11 protein-coding genes, 2 tRNA genes and 3 rRNA genes are annotated in these 17,556 nt (G+C 41.2%); 6 read left to right on the forward strand and 10 right to left on the reverse strand.

Going from position 1 to position 17,556, the window contains the following annotated elements; translation table 11 throughout:
* Nucleotides 1-5: 5 nt before the first annotated feature.
* The 6 genes from ilvC to ilvA all read left to right on the forward strand — a co-directional run bounded on the left by ilvC (nt 6) and on the right by ilvA (nt 6,973).
* Entirely contained in the window at nt 6-1,040 is a 1,035-nt protein-coding gene (ilvC, locus tag MUA88_RS08160; RefSeq protein ID WP_262605954.1) for a ketol-acid reductoisomerase, read from the forward strand.
* Nucleotides 1,041-1,161: 121 nt separating this feature from the next.
* Nucleotides 1,162-2,700: a 2-isopropylmalate synthase gene (locus tag MUA88_RS08165; protein ID WP_262605375.1), complete on the forward strand. Its 1,539-nt coding sequence runs from the start codon at nt 1,162-1,164 to the stop codon at nt 2,698-2,700.
* On the forward strand, nt 2,697-3,746 hold the full coding sequence (gene leuB, locus MUA88_RS08170) for a 3-isopropylmalate dehydrogenase (protein WP_262605376.1): 1,050 nt from the start codon (nt 2,697-2,699) through the stop codon (nt 3,744-3,746). The genes MUA88_RS08165 and leuB overlap by 4 nt, the downstream gene beginning before the upstream one ends.
* Nucleotides 3,747-3,749: 3 nt before the next feature.
* Entirely contained in the window at nt 3,750-5,123 is a 1,374-nt protein-coding gene (gene leuC / locus MUA88_RS08175) for a 3-isopropylmalate dehydratase large subunit (RefSeq protein WP_262605377.1), read from the forward strand.
* Nucleotides 5,123-5,692, forward strand: coding sequence for a 3-isopropylmalate dehydratase small subunit (gene leuD, locus MUA88_RS08180; RefSeq protein ID WP_262603694.1), 570 nt, complete (start codon nt 5,123-5,125; stop codon nt 5,690-5,692). The genes leuC and leuD overlap by 1 nt, the downstream gene beginning before the upstream one ends.
* Before the next feature lie 12 nt (nt 5,693-5,704).
* The gene (ilvA, locus tag MUA88_RS08185; protein ID WP_262605378.1) at nt 5,705-6,973 is read left to right on the forward strand and encodes a threonine ammonia-lyase IlvA; all 1,269 of its coding nucleotides are present in this window, start codon (nt 5,705-5,707) and stop codon (nt 6,971-6,973) included.
* A gap of 407 nt (nt 6,974-7,380) precedes the next feature.
* On the opposite strand, the gene rrf is transcribed toward ilvA, so the two are convergent.
* The 10 genes from rrf to MUA88_RS08235 all read right to left on the reverse strand — a co-directional run bounded on the left by rrf (nt 7,381) and on the right by MUA88_RS08235 (nt 17,480).
* Nucleotides 7,381-7,495 (reverse strand): 5S ribosomal RNA (rrf, locus tag MUA88_RS08190).
* A gap of 73 nt (nt 7,496-7,568) precedes the next feature.
* Nucleotides 7,569-10,493: ribosomal RNA gene (locus MUA88_RS08195) — 23S ribosomal RNA — on the reverse strand.
* 359 nt (nt 10,494-10,852) lie between these two features.
* Nucleotides 10,853-12,403 (reverse strand): 16S ribosomal RNA (locus MUA88_RS08200).
* The 16S, 23S and 5S rRNA genes sit together here with 2 tRNA genes alongside, the layout of an rRNA operon.
* A 135-nt stretch (nt 12,404-12,538) precedes the next feature.
* A tRNA-Gly gene (locus MUA88_RS08205) sits at nt 12,539-12,612 on the reverse strand.
* Between the two features lie 37 nt (nt 12,613-12,649).
* Nucleotides 12,650-12,732 (reverse strand) — tRNA-Leu (locus MUA88_RS08210).
* A 461-nt stretch (nt 12,733-13,193) separates the two neighbouring features.
* On the reverse strand, nt 13,194-13,643 hold the full coding sequence (locus tag MUA88_RS08215) for a SprT family protein (protein WP_262603696.1): 450 nt from the start codon (nt 13,641-13,643) through the stop codon (nt 13,194-13,196).
* The gene (locus MUA88_RS08220; protein ID WP_262605379.1) at nt 13,636-15,789 is read right to left on the reverse strand and encodes a Tex family protein; all 2,154 of its coding nucleotides are present in this window, start codon (nt 15,787-15,789) and stop codon (nt 13,636-13,638) included. Before MUA88_RS08220 ends, MUA88_RS08215 begins: the two co-directional genes overlap by 8 nt.
* Before the next feature lie 135 nt (nt 15,790-15,924).
* Entirely contained in the window at nt 15,925-16,698 is a 774-nt protein-coding gene (sigB, locus tag MUA88_RS08225) for an RNA polymerase sigma factor SigB (RefSeq protein WP_262603697.1), read from the reverse strand.
* A complete protein-coding gene (rsbW, locus tag MUA88_RS08230) occupies nt 16,670-17,152 on the reverse strand; it encodes an anti-sigma B factor RsbW (RefSeq protein WP_262603698.1) in 483 nt (160 codons plus the stop codon). The genes sigB and rsbW overlap by 29 nt, the downstream gene beginning before the upstream one ends.
* A 1-nt stretch (nt 17,153) precedes the next feature.
* Entirely contained in the window at nt 17,154-17,480 is a 327-nt protein-coding gene (locus MUA88_RS08235; RefSeq protein ID WP_262603699.1) for an anti-sigma factor antagonist, read from the reverse strand.
* Between the last annotated feature and the right edge of the window lie 76 nt (nt 17,481-17,556).

The raw sequence follows: 17,556 nt of genomic DNA on the forward strand, positions 1-17,556 counted from the left end.
AGAAAATTAAAAATAATTTATGGAGGAATGTTTTTATGGCAAAAGTATATTATGACAATTCAGTAGAGCAAGATGTATTACAAGGGAAAAAAGTAGCAGTCGTTGGTTATGGATCACAGGGACACGCACACGCACAAAACTTAAAAGACAATGGCTATGACGTCGTAGTGGGTATCCGTCCTGGACGCTCATTCGATCAAGCAAAAGAAGATGGCTTTGATGTCTTTACCGTGGCAGAAGCTGTTAAACAAGCAGACGTCGTTATGGTGTTATTACCAGATGAAATCCAAGGTGACGTTTATGAAAATGAGATTGCGCCTAACTTAGAAACAGGTAACGCGTTAGCATTTGCACACGGCTTCAACATTCACTTTAACGTGATTCAACCACCTAGTGACGTAGATGTCTTCTTAGTTGCACCAAAGGGACCAGGTCATCTCGTACGCCGTACATTTGTTGAAGGCTCTGCTGTTCCTGCATTATTCGCAGTAGAACAAGATGCAACAGGCCAAGCACGTGACCTCGCATTAAGCTATGCCAAAGGAATCGGTGCAACACGTGCCGGTGTTTTAGAAACAACCTATAAAGAAGAAACTGAAACAGATTTATTCGGTGAACAAGCCGTATTATGTGGTGGTGTCACACGCCTTATCCAAAGTGGGTTTGAAGTTTTAACAGAAGCTGGTTACCAACCCGAAATCGCCTACTTTGAAGTCCTCCACGAGATGAAGTTAATCGTAGACCTTATGTACGAAGGAGGCCTTGAAATTATGCGTTATTCAATCTCTAACACAGCTGAATTTGGTGATTATGTTTCAGGACCACGCGTCATTACTGAAGAAACTAAAAATAATATGAAAGCTGTACTCAAAGACATCCAAGACGGTACATTCAGTGACCGCTTCATTGAAGATAACAAAAATGGATTTAAATCATTTAAAGAAATGCGCGCAGTCCAACAAGATCATCAAATCACAGAAGTCGGTCAAACATTGCGCGAAATGATGCCATTTATCAAGTCAAAAAGTATTTCTAAATAATCATTTTTAAAATAAGTGCAGGTGCTACGAGGTTGAGGTATTCATAAACGGTGACTCAACCTCACCCTACCACTTCTTTGTATAAATGCCCTGCGCTTATTATTTTAAGGAGTTGTTTACTATGTCTAGCCATATTCAAATTTTTGATACAACACTACGCGATGGAGAACAAACACCAGGTGTCAGTTTTTCGTTTGATGAACGTTTACAAATTGCATCTCAGTTAGAACAATGGGGCGTTGATGTGATAGAAGCTGGTTTTCCCGCTTCTAGTGAAGGAAGTTTTCAATCTGTTCAAGCGATTGCACGACATTTGAAACGCACCACCGTCACAGGACTTGCACGTTGCCTAAAGTCAGATATTGATGCGGTGTATGAAGCGACTAAAGATGCCGTTTCCCCTTCCATACATGTCTTTATTGCAACGAGTCCTATTCATCTCACATCGAAACTCAATATGACAGAAGCTGAAGTTTTATCCTCAATAGATGAACATGTGCGTTATGCGAAAGAACACTTTGACATTGTTCAATTCTCACCAGAAGATGCAACACGTACACCTTTACCATTTCTCATTCAAAGTGTTCAAACGGCTGTTGATGCAGGCGCAACCATTATTAACATTCCAGATACAGTCGGTTATACGTATCCTCAAGAATATGGTCAGATTTTCAAAATACTCATCCAAGAAATTAAAACATCTCAACCCATTACGTATAGTGCTCATTGTCACGATGACCTTGGTCTTGCTGTTGCGAACAGTATGGCAGCAATTGAAAATGGTGCAACACGTATTGAAGGAACGGTCAATGGTATCGGAGAACGCGCCGGCAATACCGCATTAGAAGAAGTTGCTCTTGGTCTCTATGTCCGACAAGATCATTATCACATACAGACCAACCTTAAACTAGATGCTACTAAACAAACATCAGACTTAATATCACGCTATGCTGGTTTGCGCGTCCCACGCAACAAAGCAATTGTCGGTAAGAATGCGTTTAGCCATGAATCAGGTATTCACCAGGATGGTTTCTTGAAAAACCCTGAAACTTACGAGATTATGACCCCTCAACTCGTCGGTGTTAAAAATACGGAATTGCCACTTGGTAAACTTTCTGGACGCCATGCATTCCAAGATAAGTTAAAACAACTTGGCTATGACATTGATACTGAAACACAAAAATCACTTTTCAAAGCTTTTAAAGGCATTGCTGATAAGAAAAAACATGTCACAGATCGCGATATTCATGCTTTAATTCAAGGTTCAGAACATGAAAAACACGCTGCCTATCAATTAGATGCATTGCAACTACAATTTGTATCAAAAGGACTACAAAGTGCAGTCGTTGTCTTGAAGGATCATGCAGGTCACACATATCAAGACAGTAGTATCGGTACTGGTTCTATTCTTGCTGTCTATAATGCGGTCGATCGTATTTTAGATGTAAAACCAAGCTTGATTGATTATCGCATTGATTCCTTAACAGAAGGCCGTGATGCACAGGCAGAAGTACATGTTCAACTTCAACTTGATAATAAAGAAGTCAGCGGCGTTGGTTTTGATCATGATATTTTATATGCTTCCTGCAAAGCGTATGTTGAAGCCGCATCGCAGTTAGTACCTTCACCAATTCCATCAAAAGAAGGTGAAAATGCATGACTTTTCATATTGTAAGTTTACCCGGTGATGGCATTGGACCTGAAATTATGGCAGGTACATTGGAAGTACTTGCCTCACTCTCACAAAAATTTCACTTTGACTATGAAGTGTCTGAACATTTGATGGGTGGCCGCGCGATTGACGAAACGGGATCCCCTCTCCCAGAAACAACATTAGCAGCATGTCAACAGGCTGATGCCGTGTTGCTCGCTGCGATTGGTGGCCCACAATGGCAATATCCTACTAACCGACCTGAGCATGGGTTATTACAATTACGTAAGTCACTTGAATTGTTCGCCAATATTCGTCCAACACGTGTCAGCGAACATACCGTGAACTTATCGCCTTTAAAAGCAGAAATTGTCGCTGCAACGGACTTAGTCATCGTTCGAGAATTAACAAGCGGTATTTACTTTGGGACACCGAGTCATTGGGATGAAAATGGTGCCGTTGATACATTGAATTACGCTAAAAATGAAATTGAACGTATTGTCCATGAAGCATTTAAGCTAGCACAACAACGCCGTAAAAAATTAACTTCTGTTGATAAAGAAAATGTCTTATCGTCTAGTAAGTTATGGCGACAGACTGTCGATCGCATTGCAACCCAATACCCTGATGTAACAGTGGAACATTTACTCGTCGATGCATGTAGCATGCATTTGCTGAAAAGACCAACAGACTTTGATGTGATTGTTACTGAAAATTTATTTGGCGATATTTTAAGCGATGAGGCATCTATGTTACCAGGATCACTTGGTTTATCACCTTCTGCGAGCTTTAGTGAATCAGGCCCTGCACTTTATGAACCCATCCATGGCTCAGCACCTGATATCGCAGGACAAAATAAAGCAAATCCATTCGGTATGTTACTGTCACTCGCTATGTGCCTAAGAATGTCAGTACATCGTGACGATATGGCAACATGGCTAGAAAATGCAGTCGATCACCTGATTGCTCACAAAATAACCACGCCTGATCTTGGCGGTCAATCAACAACAAACGAGATTTTTGAGGTATTACAATCTCATATCAAGGAGGCATAAACTATGGGACGTACATTATTTGAAAAAATTTGGGACCATCACGTCATTACTGGACAACCTGGAGAACCCCAATTGTTATATATTGATTTACACCTAATTCATGAGGTGACATCACCACAAGCGTTTGAAGGATTGCGACTCCAAAATCGTCCATTAAGAAGGCCTGACCTTACTTTCGGTACACTCGATCACAACGTCCCAACAGTAGATATTTTCAATATTAAAGATGATATTGCGAACAAACAAATACAAGCATTACAAAAAAACTGCGAGGACTTTAACGTCCAACTCTTTGATATGGGATCAGATGAACAAGGGATCGTTCACATGGTCGGACCTGAAACTGGATTAACACAGCCTGGTAAAACGATTGTTTGTGGGGATTCACATACTGCTACTCACGGCGCATTTGGCGCAATTGCGTTTGGGATTGGTACAAGTGAAGTTGAACACGTCTTTGCGACACAAACTCTTTGGCAAACAAAACCTAAAAATTTAAAAATTGAAATTAACGGTACTTTGCCACAAGGTGTATATGCAAAAGATATTATCTTACATCTCATCAATCAACATGGCGTGAACTTCGGAACAGGTTATGCACTGGAATTTACAGGAGACACCATTGAACAGTTATCCATGGAAGGTCGTATGACCATTTGTAATATGGCCATTGAAGCAGGTGCCAAATATGGCTTAATGCGTCCAGATGCTAAGACCCTTGCTTATCTAGAAGGTCGACCATATGCACAGCATCTCGATAAACAACAAGCCTATTGGGCAACGTTATACAGTGATGAAGATGCTGTTTTCGATAAAGTCATTACATTGGATGTCACGGATCTTGAACCACAAGTTACATGGGGGACAAGTCCTGAAATGGGTGTCAACTTCTCTACACCATTTCCAAATATTGAGAATACAAATGACGCCCGTGCTTATGACTATATGGGACTTCAACCAGGACAAACAGCAGCTGATATTCCACTAGGTTACGTCTTCCTTGGCTCATGTACCAATGCACGCCTTTCAGATTTAATTGAAGCAAGTAAATTTGTTAAGGGCCAACGAGTACATGACAATATTACAGCCATCGTCGTTCCGGGATCTAGACAAGTTAAAAAACAAGCAGAAGCATTAGGCTTGGATACTATTTTTAAAGAAGCTGGATTTGAATGGCGTGAACCAGGTTGTAGTATGTGTCTTGGTATGAACCCTGATCAAGTGCCAGCAGGTGTTCATTGTGCATCAACAAGTAATCGTAACTTTGAAGGACGACAGGGTAAAGGTTCTCGAACGCATCTTGTCTCCCCTGCCATGGCAGCCGCAGCAGCCATTCATGGTCACTTTGTAGATGTTAGAAAGGTAGGTCTTGCCTAATGGAAATTAAACCAATTCAAAAATATACAGGAAAAGTGGTCTCATTATTTCATAACAATATTGATACAGACCAAATCATTCCTAAAGTACATCTTAAACGTATTTCAAAAACAGGTTTCGGCCCTTTTCTATTTGATGAATGGCGCTACTTAGAGGATGGTTCAGATAACCCAGAATTTGCATTAAATCAACCAGAAGCACAAGGGGCAAGTATTTTAGTAACTGGTGAAAACTTTGGCTGTGGTTCTAGTCGTGAACACGCAGCATGGGCTTTAAAAGATTATGGCTTTCAAGTCATTATTGCAGGAAGTTTCAGTGATATTTTTTACATGAATTGTACAAAAAATGCCCTTCTTCCAATTGCCCTTGATAAAGAGAGCCGAGAACAATTAGCAAAAGAACAAACGATTACCATTGATTTACCGAAACAACAAATTAATACATCACATGGTACATGCCATTTCGACATTGATGAAACCTGGAAACACAAATTGGTAAATGGACTGGATGACATTGCCATGACTTTACAATATGAATCACAAATCTCAGAATACGAGCAACAACATTAAGGAGTGAAAACAATGACTGTCCAAACACAAACTGTCACTGCGAAAGATGTAGAAGATGCATTTTTACGCATAAATGAAACAGTAAAACAAACCCCTTTAGAGAAGGATCATTATCTATCAATGAAATACGACTGCAACGTCTACTTAAAACGCGAGGACTTGCAATGGGTGCGTTCTTTCAAACTAAGAGGTGCCTACAATGCTATTTCTGTCTTACCAAAGGAACAACAAAATAAAGGTATTACATGCGCAAGTGCAGGTAACCATGCACAAGGAGTAGCTTTTACTGCACTTCAACTAAATTTGAATGCCGTTATTTTCATGCCAATTACAACACCTAATCAAAAAGTAAGTCAGGTGCAGTTCTTCGGTGGTGATAACGTAGAAATTCAGCTCGTTGGCGATACATTTGACGATTGCTTAAAAGAGGCTCTTTCATATACGAATGAACATGACATGACGTTTATTGATCCATTTAACAACATCTATACCATCGCAGGTCAAGGAACAATCGCAAAAGAAATATTACAAGTTGCAGAAACAGAAAACATTTCATTTGACTATGCCTTTGGTGCAATTGGTGGTGGCGGTTTGATGTCTGGTGTCGCAACTTATTTTGCACAGAACAGTCCAAAGACACAACTTATTGGTGTTGAACCATTAGGCGCAAGTAGTATGTATGAAGCAGTTCAACAACAACAAGTCGTGACATTGCCTAATATCGATAAATTTGTCGATGGTGCCTCAGTTGCTCGTGTAGGTGATATTACATTTAATATTTGTAATCAGCTCTTACATGATTACGTACAAGTCGATGAAGGCGCTGTATGCTCCACAATCCTTGATATGTATTCTAAACAAGCCATTGTCGCAGAACCAGCAGGCGCATTAAGTATCAGTGCATTAGAACAATACCGTGAACAAATTAAAGGAAAAAATGTTGTTTGCATCATCAGTGGTGGTAACAATGATATCAACCGTATGAAGGAAATTGAAGAACGTTCATTACTTTATGAAGAAATGAAGCACTATTTCATCCTCAACTTCCCACAACGCCCAGGTGCCTTACGTCAATTCGTAAACGACGTCTTAGGACCACAAGATGATATCACAAAGTTTGAGTACTTGAAAAAGAGCTCTCAAAATACAGGTACTGTTATCATCGGTATTCAATTAAAAAATCACGAAGATCTTCAGCAACTGATTCATAATGTAAATGGCTTTGACCCTAAAAACATTTATATCAATGAAAATAAAATGTTGTATTCACTGTTGATTTAAGAAGAAAAGAGAGAGGGACTATGTACGTTCAAATACATAGTCCCTCTCTCTTATTTTTAGGTTCATCTTTTATCATATATACACTTACTATGTCTTCTGCTGTCTTCTCAGCCTTCGTTGTTACTACTTATCTCACTACATCGTTTACTATACATAGAACTGGAACAAGATTGCCTTTGTTTGGTTAACCAGACTCGTCCATAGCAAAAGTGTTTGTACCCGATTCCTTCACGTTCTACTTCTCAATTGATCCCTTTGCTTTCTCTAACAGCTCTCCTACTACCAGGCCTGTAACGGGACTTCACTGTGTCGGGAGCATTAAATAGGGCAAAACAGTATCGCATATCATTCCACCACAAAAGTGAGCACAAAAAAAGAGAAGTCATATTGACCTCTCTTCGTAAATTACCTGGCACCTTCCTACTCTAGCGGAACGTCAGTTCAACTACCATCGGCGCTAAAGAGCTTAACTTCTGTGTTCGGCATGGGAACAGGTGTGACCTCTTTGCCATTGGCACCAGATAAAATGAATGTTATACATTCAAAACTAGATAGTAAGTATATCAGTTACACAAACAAAACCTTGTGAAAAAATTTGATTAAGTCTTCGATCGATTAGTATTCGTCAGCTCCACGTATCACTACGCTTCCACCTCGAACCTATTAACCTCATCATCTTTGAGGGATCTTATAACCGAAGTTGGGAAATCTCATCTCGAGGGGGGCTTCATGCTTAGATGCTTTCAGCACTTATCCCGTCCATACATAGCTACCCAGCTATGCCGCTGGCGCGACAACTGGTACACCAGAGGTATGTCCATCCCGGTCCTCTCGTACTAAGGACAGCGCCTCTCAAATTTCCTACGCCCACGACGGATAGGGACCGAACTGTCTCACGACGTTCTGAACCCAGCTCGCGTACCGCTTTAATGGGCGAACAGCCCAACCCTTGGGACCGACTACAGCCCCAGGATGCGATGAGCCGACATCGAGGTGCCAAACCTCCCCGTCGATGTGAACTCTTGGGGGAGATAAGCCTGTTATCCCCGGGGTAGCTTTTATCCGTTGAGCGATGGCCCTTCCATGCGGAACCACCGGATCACTAAGTCCGTCTTTCGACCCTGCTCGACTTGTAGGTCTCGCAGTCAAGCTCCCTTATGCCTTTACACTCTTTGAATGATTTCCAACCATTCTGAGGGAACCTTTGAGCGCCTCCGTTACTCTTTAGGAGGCGACCGCCCCAGTCAAACTGCCCGCCTGACACTGTCTCCCAGCACGCTAAGTGCTGCGGGTTAGAAATCCAATACAATTAGGGTAGTATCCCACCAATGCCTCCACGTAAGCTAGCGCTCACGCTTCTAAGGCTCCTACCTATCCTGTACAAACTGTACCGAATTTCAATATCAGGCTACAGTAAAGCTCCACGGGGTCTTTCCGTCCTGTCGCGGGTAACCGGCATCTTCACCGGTACTATGATTTCACCGAGTCTCTCGTTGAGACAGTGCCCAAATCGTTACGCCTTTCGTGCGGGTCGGAACTTACCCGACAAGGAATTTCGCTACCTTAGGACCGTTATAGTTACGGCCGCCGTTTACTGGGGCTTCGATTCGTAGCTTCGCAGAAGCTAACCACTCCTCTTAACCTTCCAGCACCGGGCAGGCGTCAGCCCCTATACGTCACCTTACGGTTTAGCAGAGACCTGTGTTTTTGATAAACAGTCGCTTGGGCCTATTCACTGCGGCTCTTCAGAGCGTGAACCCTAAAGAGCACCCCTTCTCCCGAAGTTACGGGGTCATTTTGCCGAGTTCCTTAACGAGAGTTCGCTCGCTCACCTTAGAATTCTCATCTTGACTACCTGTGTCGGTTTGCGGTACGGGCACCTATTTTCTAGCTAGAGGCTTTTCTCGGCAGTGTGAAATCAACGACTCGAAGAAACGTATTTCTTCTCCCCATCACAGCTCAATCTTAACGAGTGCCGGATTTGCCTAACACTCAATCTCACTGCTTAGACGTGCACTCCAACAGCACGCTTCGCCTATCCTACTGCGTCCCCCCATCGCTTAAAACGAATTTAGGTGGTACAGGAATATCAACCTGTTATCCATCGCCTACGCCTTTCGGCCTCAGCTTAGGACCCGACTAACCCAGAGCGGACGAGCCTTCCTCTGGAAACCTTAGTCAATCGGTGGACGGGATTCTCACCCGTCTTTCGCTACTCACACCGGCATTCTCACTTCTAAGCGCTCCACATGTCCTTGCGATCATGCTTCAACGCCCTTAGAACGCTCTCCTACCATTGTCCTACGGACAATCCACAGCTTCGGTAATATGTTTAGCCCCGGTACATTTTCGGCGCAGTGTCACTCGACTAGTGAGCTATTACGCACTCTTTAAATGATGGCTGCTTCTAAGCCAACATCCTAGTTGTCTGGGCAACGCCACATCCTTTTCCACTTAACATATATTTTGGGACCTTAGCTGGTGGTCTGGGCTGTTTCCCTTTCGAATATGGACCTTATCACCCACATTCTGACTCCCAAGTTAAATTATTTGGCATTCGGAGTTTGTCTGAATTCGGTAACCCGAGAGGGGCCCCTCGTCCAAACAGTGCTCTACCTCCAATAATCATCACTTGAGGCTAGCCCTAAAGCTATTTCGGAGAGAACCAGCTATCTCCAAGTTCGATTGGAATTTCTCCGCTACCCTCAGTTCATCCGCTCACTTTTCAACGTAAGTCGGTTCGGTCCTCCATTCAGTGTTACCTGAACTTCAACCTGACCAAGGGTAGATCACCTGGTTTCGGGTATACGACCAAATACTCATTCGCCCTATTCAGACTCGCTTTCGCTACGGCTCCACATTTTCTGCTTAACCTTGCATCAGATCGTAACTCGCCGGTTCATTCTACAAAAGGCACGCCATCACCCATTAACGGGCTCTGACTACTTGTAAGCACACGGTTTCAAGTTCTCTTTCACTCCCCTTCCGGGGTACTTTTCACCTTTCCCTCACGGTACTGGTTCACTATCGGTCACTAGAGAGTATTTAGCCTTAGGAGATGGTCCTCCCAGATTCCGACGGAATTTCACGTGCTCCGCCGTACTCAGGATCCACTCAAGAGAGGTCACGTTTTCGACTACAGGATTATTACCTTCTATGATTAACCTTTCCAGATTATTCGTCTAACATGTCCTTTTGTAACTCCGTATAGAGTGTCCTACAACACCAACAAGCAAGCTTGTTGGTTTGGGCTCTTCCCGTTTCGCTCGCCGCTACTCAGGGAATCGATTTTTCTTTCTCTTCCTCCGGGTACTAAGATGTTTCAGTTCTCCGGGTCTGCCTTCTTACATGCTATGTATTCACATGTAGATAACACGACATAACTCGTGCTGGGTTTCCCCATTTGGAAATCTCTGGATTACAGCTTACTTACAGCTCCCCAAAGCATATCGTCGTTAGTAACGTCCTTCTTCGGCTTCTAGTGCCAAGGTATTCACCGTGCGCCCTTAATAACTTAATCTATAGTTATTAATTATGTGAGTCGTCATTTGACGACTAGCGATAATTTTTAGTTTCAAGCTTTCGCTATTCACTCGGTTTTTGCTTGGTAAAATCTTTTATACTTACTTATCTAGTTTTCAATGTACAAGTCATTAAATTGGCAAGCCTTTTCATTCTGCTTCATTTCTTTCTTCACTTGCTCAGTTACGCTAAGTAATCTTCGCTGCGTTCATCAAGAAATTCATAGACTGATAAATGCTTTCAATTTAATTTTTAATTATAAGTTGAATCCTCAATAATGAGCATTCAAAACTGAATACAATATGTCACGTTAATCCGCTTATCACCTAAAGGTGATATTCCGTATATTATCCTTAGAAAGGAGGTGATCCAGCCGCACCTTCCGATACGGCTACCTTGTTACGACTTCACCCCAATCATTTGTCCCACCTTCGACGGCTAGCTCCAAATGGTTACTCCACCAGCTTCGGGTGTTACAAACTCTCGTGGTGTGACGGGCGGTGTGTACAAGACCCGGGAACGTATTCACCGTAGCATGCTGATCTACGATTACTAGCGATTCCAGCTTCATGTAGTCGAGTTGCAGACTACAATCCGAACTGAGAACATCTTTATGGGATTTGCTTGACCTCGCGGTTTTGCTGCCCTTTGTAATGTCCATTGTAGCACGTGTGTAGCCCAAATCATAAGGGGCATGATGATTTGACGTCATCCCCACCTTCCTCCGGTTTGTCACCGGCAGTCAACTTAGAGTGCCCAACTTAATGATGGCAACTAAGGTCAAGGGTTGCGCTCGTTGCGGGACTTAACCCAACATCTCACGACACGAGCTGACGACAACCATGCACCACCTGTCACTTTGTCCTCCGAAGAGGAAAACACTATCTCTAGTACGGTCAAAGGATGTCAAGATTTGGTAAGGTTCTTCGCGTTGCTTCGAATTAAACCACATGCTCCACCGCTTGTGCGGGTCCCCGTCAATTCCTTTGAGTTTCAGTCTTGCGACCGTACTCCCCAGGCGGAGTGCTTAATGCGTTAGCTGCAGCACTAAGGGGCGGAAACCCCCTAACACTTAGCACTCATCGTTTACGGCGTGGACTACCAGGGTATCTAATCCTGTTTGATCCCCACGCTTTCGCACATCAGCGTCAGTTGCAGACCAGAAAGCCGCCTTCGCCACTGGTGTTCCTCCATATCTCTGCGCATTTCACCGCTACACATGGAATTCCACTTTCCTCTTCTGCACTCAAGTTTTCCAGTTTCCAATGACCCTCCACGGTTGAGCCGTGGGCTTTCACATCAGACTTAAAAAACCGCCTACGCGCGCTTTACGCCCAATAATTCCGGATAACGCTTGCCACCTACGTATTACCGCGGCTGCTGGCACGTAGTTAGCCGTGGCTTTCTGATTAGGTACCGTCAAGACGTGCACAGTTACTTACACGTTTGTTCTTCCCTAATAACAGAGCTTTACAATCCGAAGACCTTCATCACTCACGCGGCGTTGCTCCGTCAGGCTTTCGCCCATTGCGGAAGATTCCCTACTGCTGCCTCCCGTAGGAGTCTGGACCGTGTCTCAGTTCCAGTGTGGCCGATCACCCTCTCAGGTCGGCTACGTATCGTCGCCTTGGTAAGCCGTTACCTTACCAACTAGCTAATACGGCGCGGGTCCATCTATAAGTGACAGCAAGACCGTCTTTCACTATTGAACCATGCGGTTCAATATGTTATCCGGCATTAGCTCCGGTTTCCCGAAGTTATTCCAGTCTTATAGGTAGGTTACCCACGTGTTACTCACCCGTCCGCCGCTAACGTCAGAGGTGCAAGCACCTCGTCTGTTCGCTCGACTTGCATGTATTAGGCACGCCGCCAGCGTTCATCCTGAGCCAGGATCAAACTCTCCATAAAAGAAGTAAGCTTGATTAGCTCGTTTGATTGTTTAAGTCAATCACTCTTGAAAGTACTACTCTGAGCACTCAAATTATCGGAATTAACGTTGACATATTGTCATTCAGTTTTCAATGTTCATATTTTAAAAATTCATGGAGCGGGTGATGGGAATCGAACCCACAACATCAGCTTGGAAGGCTGAGGTTTTGCCATTAAACTACACCCGCATATTAATTTAGATATTGGATATTAAAGTTTAGTTGATGCGGCCGAGAGGACTTGAACCTCCACGGGATCTCTCCCACTAGGCCCTCAACCTAGCGCGTCTGCCATTCCGCCACGACCGCTCGGTAACTTTAAATATCATTTTTTCAGAACGATACTTATTATATCAGGGGCGATATTTAATGTCAACATTTTTTAACATTTATTTAATGTTTGTAATCTGTTGTTAACATTTCGTTTTCGCAACATACTCAACTATATCATGTCATCCTGTTCAAGTCAACAATTATTTTTCATAATGTTTAGCTCGTTCAGTCGACTTTTATCATTATATATAATCTATTTTTCAAAGTCAACACTAAATCATAAATAAAATTTGTTTATTTAATGAACCAAAAGTATATGAATCCTAGAAAAACGAACAATAAATAATATCCTACTTCAAATGTTAAGTGAATAGAAACTCCTTTTTAAAAAATGTCCCTTTAAAACGAACATAAATCATCTTTTTCCAAACTATAAAATAAGGACGCCAGAATTAATAATTTTCATTTTCTGTCGTCCTTATCCATTACTTACTATTCTATTTCTTCATTTCTAAAAGTTTGCCACTACATTTACCACATCGCATACGCTTTGTATCTACTTTTCGGATACGCATATATTCCGCTCCACAAGTTTTACATTTATAAATATAATTCGCACGTGAGGCATAACTTTGTAGTGGTGCACAAAATCTCGGTGCGCCGACACAGTTACTTAATCGTTTAAAATCCTCATCCTTATGTTGGTAGCCTTTTCCATCAAGATGTAGAAAATAATGACATAATTCATGCTTAATAATATCTACGAGTGCTGCTTCGCCAAATGTTTGATATTGTTTCGGATTGATTTCAATATCATGCGTTTTCAATAAATATCGCCCACCTGTTGTACGTAAACGTGAATTGAAATATGCTTGATGTTGAAACGATCTATTGAAGTATTGTTGAGAAATGACTTCAACTAATTCTTGTAACTCCTGATTATTCATATGGATTAATCATTGTCAACGCGACTTTTCCTTTTTGTTCATCAATACCATCAATCCATACTTCGACAATATCCCCTACGTTCACTTTATCCATCGGGTGTTTAACAAATTGTTTTGACATTTTTGATATATGCACTAAACCATCTTGTTTTACACCAATATCAACAAAAGCCCCAAAGTCAACAACATTGCGGACGGTACCTGTTAACTTCATCACCTCACGTAAATCTTCAATAGATAAGACATCTGATTTTAACTGAGGTGTTTCATATGCATCTCGTGGATCACGGTTTGGTGCAATTAAAGACTTCACAATATCCTCAAGTGTCGGTATACCGATATTTAATTTTTGGGCATACTGCGCTATTTCTAAGTTTTCTAACGCAGTCTTAAGTTCATCTGTCCCAATATCAGATACTGCCATATTTACCGCTTCTAGTAAATCATGTGTCACTGTGTAACTTTCTGGGTGAATCGCTGTATTGTCGAGCGGATCGACGCCATCTACTATGCGTAAGAATCCGATACTTTGTTCGAAAGTCTTATCACCTAAACGTTTCACCTTTTTAATTTGCTGATGTTTTGTAAATGGTCCGTTTTCTTCTCGGTACGCCACGATATTATCAGCGATTTGTTTTGATAGTCCTGAAACGTGTTGGAGCAATGTACCAGAAGCTGTATTAATATTTACACCTACTTGGTTTACGGCTGTTTCAACGACAAAGTCTAATGCTGTAGATAATGCTTTTTGATTTACATCATGTTGATACTGTCCAACACCGATTGATTTTGGATCAATTTTTACCAATTCGCTCAGTGGGTCTTGAATACGACGACCAATTGACACTGCACTACGTTCCTCTACTTGAAAGTCTGGAAATTCATGACGTGCAATTTCTGAAGCTGAATAAACAGAAGCCCCCGCTTCATTCACAATAACATATTGAATATTAAGGTTGTGTGTTTGAATCATATTCGCGACAAATTGTTCTGTTTCACGACTAGCTGTTCCGTTTCCAATTGCAACGAGCTCCACGTCGTAGTTCTTTACCATTGAAAGAAATGTTTCTTCAGCTGCTTTCACTTTTGAAACAGGTGGATGTGGATACATCACTGATTTCGCAACAAATGTACCATATGGGTTAATGACTGCAAGTTTACAACCTGTACGAAAGGCTGGATCCACACCTAATATTTGTTTTCCTTTTAAAGGTGCTTGTAATAATAGATTCTTTAAGTTTTCACTAAAAACATCAATTGCTTGTGTTTCTGCGCGTTCTGTTAAATCTCCACGAATTTCACGTTCAATAGATGGAAAAATAAGGCGCTTCATTGCATCCTCAATCGCATCACCAACAATATTTGATAATTCATGAGTGCCTTTTACTTCTACACGTCGAATATTTTGAGATAATTTTTCAATATCTGCTTCTACTTTTACAGATAACACTTTTGCCTTTTCGCCGCGATTCATCGCTAAAATACGGTGGTTCGCTGCACGTTTAATTGGTTCACTGTAGTCATAGTACATTGCATAAACAGCTTTTTCATCTTCTGCTTTTTTCTTTTTCTGCGTGACAAGCATTCCAGTATGCCATACATCTTTTAAAATCTGTTTACGATATTGTGGATGATCTGCAATTGATTCCGCAATAATATCTTGTGCCCCAGCAATGGCTTCTTCTACAGTTTTCACTTCATCTGTAAGATAATTTTTCGCTTGAGATTCTAATAACTCTGGTGATTTTTGTGCCATCACCCATTGCGCAAATGGTTCTAGACCTTTTCTTTTCGCTTCAGTCGCACGTGTCTTTTTCTTTTGTTTATAAGGACGATATAGATCTTCTACACGTTGTAATTTCGTTTGTTTTAAAATATCTAGCTTTAATTCAGACGTTAATAAGCCTTGTTGTTCTATCGCGTTGATAATCTCTTCTTTTCTCTTTTGAAGATTTTCCATATATTGATAACGGTCATCAATTTTTTTAATCGCCACTTCGTCTAATCCGCCTGTTGCTTCTTTACGATATCTTGCAATAAAAGGCACGGTATTCTTCTCTTGTAATAATGAGAGGACCGCTTCTATTTGTTTTACGGAATATTGGTATTCTTTATGTATTGCTTGTACAAGTGTATCTGTTGCCATTTGGTTCACTGCCTTTCCATTTTTACACTTCAAATTTTATAATATATGATGATGAAATAAGCACAATCTTTTCAAGCGTCTTTATTTAAAAAGTGCTGAAAATCATTGTGCTATTGTTTCATTCATTTTATTCAATTATGTTTGCTGCGCTGCTTGCTGTAATTTCTTAATAGCTGTTCTTTGCAATCGAGATACATGCATTTGGCTCAATCCAACGCGTTCTCCCGTTTCTTTCTGACTGAGTCCTTCGATAAATGTACACTGTATAATCTCTCGTTCTCGATCAGATAAAATAGGTAAAATGCGTTCCAAGATGATACGTTTTTCAGTTAAATCATAATTTTCATCTTGATTGCCCATCACATCTAAAAGGGTTACAGTGGATCCATCTTTATCCGCTTCTATCGAATGATCGACACTTAATGCGTGATAACTTTGCCCCATCTCCATCGCTTCAAGTACTTCTTCATCTGAAACTTCAAGATAATCGGCAATCTCACGGATAGATGGTGAACGCTCCAGTTCGTTTGTCAATTCATCAATTGTTTTCTTGATACGTGGTCCAATTTCTTTAATACGTCTTGGTACATGGACACTCCACGTTTTATCTCGTAAGTATCGCTTAATTTCACCAATCACTGTTGGCAATAAAAACGCTTCAAACTTACGATCAAAAGACAAATCAAAGCGGTTAATTGCACCAATTAATCCAACCATCCCTACTTGAACAAGGTCTTCATGATGTGATTGCCCTTTTGAATATTTATAAGCTAAAGATTCAATTAACTTGGTATAGTGATTTACTAAATTTTCTTGTGCGGCTTCATCTTGATTTTGTTGATACGACAAAATCCATTTATTAATTTGCTCTGATGAAACATTATTCACTGAGTTCGATGCTTTCGTCATGGGTTTGCACCTGCTCTTTATTGATATACTTCGTCATACTGATTGTAACACCTGTCTCTTTTCTTACTGTTACTTCATCCATCAATGCTTCAATCAAAAACAAGCCCAGACCACCTTCACGTAAAAAGTCAATATTTTCATCGTCTTGATATGGCCCTAAATGTTGCTTTGTTTCTTGATAGTTAAAGCTTTCACCTTGGTCAGATACAACAATTTTGATTTGTCCATCACTGACTTCAAATACAATTGTAATATATCCCGTCTCTTCACGGTGCTTATATGCGTGCTTAACAGCATTTGTGCCTGCTTCACTTACTGCAATTTTCGCATCTTCAATGTCATTATATGATGCATTAGCACGATTAAACACTCCTGATAACGTCAGACGAATCAAACTTACATATTCCGGTGCTGCTGGTAACCTCATTTCGATGACATCGTGTTCTTGTGGCATGTTATTCGACCTCCGTTCCTTGATTCACATGCATTAAATCAGCTAATCCAGTTATATCAAATAAACGCTTGATACGATCATTGACTCCTAAAATATAAAGCGCTCTATCATTTTGATTTAGTGCTTTGAGTGTGCCGACAAATAAACCTAATCCTGTTGAATCCATATAAGTTAAATCCGTTAGATTCACATGAATATCATGTGTTCCTTCCTGGCGCATTGGTAACAAGACAGCTTCTAATTCAGGAACTGTTGCAACATCTAATTCTCCCGCAACAATTACCTCATAATAATCATCATACGTGTTCGTTTCTATATTAAGGTTCATTAATTTTTACACTCCTATAGTAGTCTCTATTCTTATTTTTACCCAATTTTCAACATCATAATCGCTTTATGATTGG

Source organism: Staphylococcus sp. IVB6240 (genome assembly GCF_025558425.1).
GTDB lineage: Bacteria > Bacillota > Bacilli > Staphylococcales > Staphylococcaceae > Staphylococcus.

Bases quoted from the DNA above. Each gene is read 5' to 3' on its own strand.
- MUA88_RS08165 (WP_262605375.1), top strand. From the start codon at position 1,162: ATGTCTAGCCATATTCAAATTTTTGATACAACACTACGCGATGGAGAA.
- leuB (WP_262605376.1), top strand. From the start codon at position 2,697: ATGACTTTTCATATTGTAAGTTTACCCGGTGATGGCATTGGACCTGAA.
- leuC (WP_262605377.1), top strand. From the start codon at position 3,750: ATGGGACGTACATTATTTGAAAAAATTTGGGACCATCACGTCATTACT.
- leuD (WP_262603694.1), top strand. From the start codon at position 5,123: ATGGAAATTAAACCAATTCAAAAATATACAGGAAAAGTGGTCTCATTA.
- ilvA (WP_262605378.1), top strand. From the start codon at position 5,705: ATGACTGTCCAAACACAAACTGTCACTGCGAAAGATGTAGAAGATGCA.
- MUA88_RS08215 (WP_262603696.1), bottom strand. From the start codon at position 13,643: ATGAATAATCAGGAGTTACAAGAATTAGTTGAAGTCATTTCTCAACAA.
- MUA88_RS08220 (WP_262605379.1), bottom strand. From the start codon at position 15,789: ATGGCAACAGATACACTTGTACAAGCAATACATAAAGAATACCAATAT.
- sigB (WP_262603697.1), bottom strand. From the start codon at position 16,698: ATGACGAAAGCATCGAACTCAGTGAATAATGTTTCATCAGAGCAAATT.
- rsbW (WP_262603698.1), bottom strand. From the start codon at position 17,152: ATGCCACAAGAACACGATGTCATCGAAATGAGGTTACCAGCAGCACCG.
- MUA88_RS08235 (WP_262603699.1), bottom strand. From the start codon at position 17,480: ATGAACCTTAATATAGAAACGAACACGTATGATGATTATTATGAGGTA.